This window comes from Haloferax sp. s1 (assembly GCF_058382125.1).
Genome location: NZ_JBZRPK010000361.1, coordinates 1 through 3,528 on the forward strand (window position 1 = coordinate 1; position 3,528 = coordinate 3,528).

Here is a 3,528-nt window from a genome sequence, read left to right on the forward strand (position 1 = left end):
GGTCAACGATGCCAATCCGGCTGGCATCTCGGTCAACGCGCAAATCGAAGACACCCAAACGTCTCCGGACGCCGGTGTCTCAGCCGCGCAGTCGCTCGTCTCCGGGGGCGTCCCGTCCGTGTGTGGGTCGGCGTCGTCCGGCGTGAACGTCCCCGTCTCACAGCAGGCGTTCATCCCGAACGAAATTGTCGGTTGTTCGCCGTCTTCGACGGCGCTGTCCGTCTCGAACCTCGAAGACAACGACTTCATCTTCCGGACGGCACCCTCGGACTACCTGCAGGGTCGCGTCATGGCACAGGTCATGTCCGAGCGCCTCGAAGTTAGTACGGTGTCGACGCTGTTCGTCAACAACGACTACGGACAGCAACTCTCCGAGCGCTTCAGCAACGTCTTCGCCGACGATTTCGGTGGCGAAGTGTACAATCAGGTCGCGTTCAACATCGGCGAGTCGTCGTACTCCTCCGTCATCGAAACGGCGCTCTCCGGACCGGAGAACTGAGCAGGACGAGAGACCCGGGCAGACTCGACTTTTCTTTCGACGCAGCGTCGTGAGCGACCGCACTATCGTTGCGGTGTCGGCTACCGCTGCGACACAAGACGCTTATTCTGAAGTTGACACTCCTCAGGTAATGAAGCGCCGTGCCCTCCTCTCGACGCTCGGTGGGTCGTATCTTACGGTCACGGCCGGGTGTCTGTCCGATGAGAACGGGTCGTCAGATACCCCGACGAATCCGCAAGCCACGAAGACTAACCCGACACCGCCGCCGAAGGATACGGAACCGGAGACGCAAACGCCGGACTACGAGCCTCGAGCCAACCTTGTCGTTGAAAACGAAGACGATGTGAATCAGACACTCTCAATCCGTGTTCGGGACGGCGACGACACCATCATCGACCGGTCGGTCGACGTTAGTGCCGGCCCCGGTTTCGGAATGTCCGTCGAAGACACCCTCGTCGGCGAGGGGACGTACCACGTCGCCGCCGAACTCGATACCGGCGCAACGCTCGACTACGAGTGGCGCGTCACTTACGAACGGCGGCGACCTCAAACCCCGCCAGCAACTCACCGAAGGCAACAGTGAGTACCTCCCGTACAGCGTCTCAGGTGCGAAAGAAATCTTCGAGCCGCCGCGCGCCGAAATTCGAAACGAAAGCGACGAGGACGCTGTGCTCACCGTCGCAATCGAACACGACGGCGACCGATTCATCGAACACACCTTCAACGCTGAGACCGACCGCGAGATTTCGACGCCCCCGCTGGTGGAGTCGCACGCAACCTACGACGTGTTCGTCGAGGCCGAGGACGGCCGCCGTGCGACCTACAAGTGGAACATCCCGGAAAACTGGGCGTGGCCGTTGTTGACTATTCTCGTCGCTGAGGACGGGTCGCTCAGGGTTGGCTGTTCGTGGCCGAGAGGCAAGTGGATTTCCGTCGAGAACACTGACGATGTCGACCGCGAGGTGATGCTGACGCTTTCGGACGACGAAGGGGTCGTCACGGAGACGACACGGATAGTATCACCCGGGGAGTCGAACCTCAAATTCGACATTCCAATCGGCGGCGAGTACGAACTAACTATCGAGACGGACGACGGCTCGGAAACAGTGAGATACACCGCCTGCTACTGCTTGACTACGAGAGTAACGTTGAAGCTCGAAAACGGCGCTCCGGTAGTCGAATCGCTCCTGTACCAGTGCGACTGAGGGCGCAGTCGGTGCAACGAGTAGTACAGTCGCTACTCGGATAGGTGTCAGAAAAATGGACGCCGGGTTTGAGGATAGCTATCCGCCGAGGAAGTCCTGTCTGACCTGTTCGTCTTCGAGCAGCGCAGTGCCAGTATCCATGTAGCGGTTCTGTCCGTTTGCGAGGACGTACCCGCGGTCACAGCGCCGGAGCGCCTCTTTGGCGTTCTGTTCGACCATCAGGACGGCCGTGCCCGCCTCGTTGATTTCGTCGATTTTGTCGAACATCTCTTCGACGAGGTCAGGGGCGAGTCCCGCCGATGGCTCGTCGAGGAGGAGCAAGTCTGGGTCGAGCATGAGCGCACGACCCATTGCGAGCATCTGCTGTTGCCCGCCGGACATGGTGCCCGCCTTCTGGTGTTTGCGCTCTTCGAGAATCGGGAACCTGTCGTAGACTGCCCGCATCGCCTCTGACGGCACCTCATCGAGGATGTACGCGCCCATTTCGAGGTTCTCTTCGACCGTCAGTGTGGGAAACACGTTGTCGTTCTGCGGGACGTAGCCGATACCGACGTGGATGATATCTTCGGGGCGTCGGCCGGTGATATCCTCTTCTTTGAACTGGACTTCCCCGCCCATGAGGGCGGTCAGCCCGAAGACGGATTTCATGGTCGTCGACTTGCCTGCCCCGTTCGGGCCGACGATAGTGACGTACTCGCCGTCGAACACGTCCATGTCGACGTCGGTGAGGATTTGCAGGTCGCCGTAGCCAGCATCGAGGTTGCGGACGCGCAGAAGTACGTCGCTTCGGTCTTCGACGCCCGCACCGCTCGTCGCACTGGTGTTAGCGTCGACGCTCATACGTTCCCTCCGAGGTAGGCCTCGATGACCTCTTCGTTGCTCCGAATGTCGTCCGGCGTCCCCTCAGTGAGAACCTTCCCCTGATGGAGGACGATGACGTGTTCACAGTTGTTCATGATGAGGTCCATGTCGTGTTCGACGAGCAGGAACGTGTAGCCCTGCTCGCGGAGTTCGTGGATGTGTTTGAGTAACTTCTTTTCGAGCGTCGGGTTGACTCCCGCGAATGGCTCGTCGAGGAGCAGCATATCGGGGTCGGTGAGAAGTGCCCGCGCCATTTCGAGGAGTTTCCGCTGGCCGCCCGAGAGGTTGCCCGCGTACTCTTCGGCGATGTGGTCGATGTCGAAGAAGTCGAGGACTGCCCAGACACGTTCGAGGAGTTCCTCTTCTTGTTCGCGAACGTCGTCGCGGACGCCCGGCATGACGGAGCGCCACAGTTCTTCGCCGCGCTGGTGCTTCGGCGCGAGCATCATATTTTCGAGGACAGTCATGTCGCTCAGTTCGCGAGCGATTTGGAACGTCCGAACCATGCCGCGGTTGGCGATTTCGTGCGGTTCCTCGCCGGTGATGTCCTCACCGTTGAACGTGACCGTTCCCGAATCGGGTTTGAGCATCCCCGTGATGAGGTTGAACGTCGTGGACTTACCGGCCCCGTTCGGACCGATGAGACCCGTAAGCGTCCCGGCTTCGACCTCGAAGGACGCGCCGTCAACGGCGGTGATACCGCCGAACGACTTGTGCAGTCCCTCGACCTGCAGCGGGAAGTCGACCGTCGTGTCGACGCCCGAGGCGAACGCCCCCAGTGCATCTTCATCGACTTTCTTCGCGACATCGTCGACAGGTGGTGAGGCAGCGTCACTCATTCGTCTTCACCCCCCTCTACCGTCCCACCGTCAGTCGCCATCGACTTCGGACGCGACAGCGAGATGACGGAGGCCGTCTCTTTGCGGTGGCCGAGAAGTCCCTCTGGCCGGTTGTGCATCAACC

General features: G+C 60.5%; 5 protein-coding genes. 3 read left to right on the forward strand and 2 right to left on the reverse strand.

The window, feature by feature from the left end:
- The 3 genes from QT222_RS04415 to QT222_RS04425 form a co-directional block, all read left to right on the forward strand.
- A partial coding sequence (locus tag QT222_RS04415) for an ABC transporter substrate-binding protein (RefSeq protein ID WP_491476428.1) occupies positions 1-499 on the forward strand: 499 nt, incomplete at its 5' end.
- 130 nt (positions 500-629) lie between these two features.
- On the forward strand, positions 630-1,082 hold the full coding sequence (locus QT222_RS04420; protein ID WP_491476429.1) for an Ig-like domain-containing protein: 453 nt from the start codon (positions 630-632) through the stop codon (positions 1,080-1,082).
- A gap of 85 nt (positions 1,083-1,167) precedes the next feature.
- Positions 1,168-1,704, forward strand: coding sequence for an Ig-like domain-containing protein (locus tag QT222_RS04425; protein ID WP_491476430.1), 537 nt, complete (start codon positions 1,168-1,170; stop codon positions 1,702-1,704).
- Between the two features lie 78 nt (positions 1,705-1,782).
- Here QT222_RS04425 and QT222_RS04430 read toward each other — a convergent pair whose 3' ends face one another.
- Both QT222_RS04430 and QT222_RS04435 read right to left on the reverse strand, forming a co-directional pair.
- Positions 1,783-2,544, reverse strand: a complete 762-nt coding sequence (locus QT222_RS04430) for an ABC transporter ATP-binding protein (protein ID WP_004060296.1) — start codon at positions 2,542-2,544, stop codon at positions 1,783-1,785.
- On the reverse strand, positions 2,541-3,404 hold the full coding sequence (locus tag QT222_RS04435; RefSeq protein WP_004060298.1) for an ABC transporter ATP-binding protein: 864 nt from the start codon (positions 3,402-3,404) through the stop codon (positions 2,541-2,543). The genes QT222_RS04430 and QT222_RS04435 overlap by 4 nt, the downstream gene beginning before the upstream one ends.
- Positions 3,405-3,528 lie beyond the last annotated feature (124 nt).

Coding starts and splice junctions, on each gene's coding strand:
- QT222_RS04420 (WP_491476429.1), top strand. CDS start 630: ATGAAGCGCCGTGCCCTCCTCTCGACGCTCGGTGGGTCGTATCTTACG.
- QT222_RS04430 (WP_004060296.1), bottom strand. CDS start 2,544: ATGAGCGTCGACGCTAACACCAGTGCGACGAGCGGTGCGGGCGTCGAA.
- QT222_RS04435 (WP_004060298.1), bottom strand. CDS start 3,404: ATGAGTGACGCTGCCTCACCACCTGTCGACGATGTCGCGAAGAAAGTC.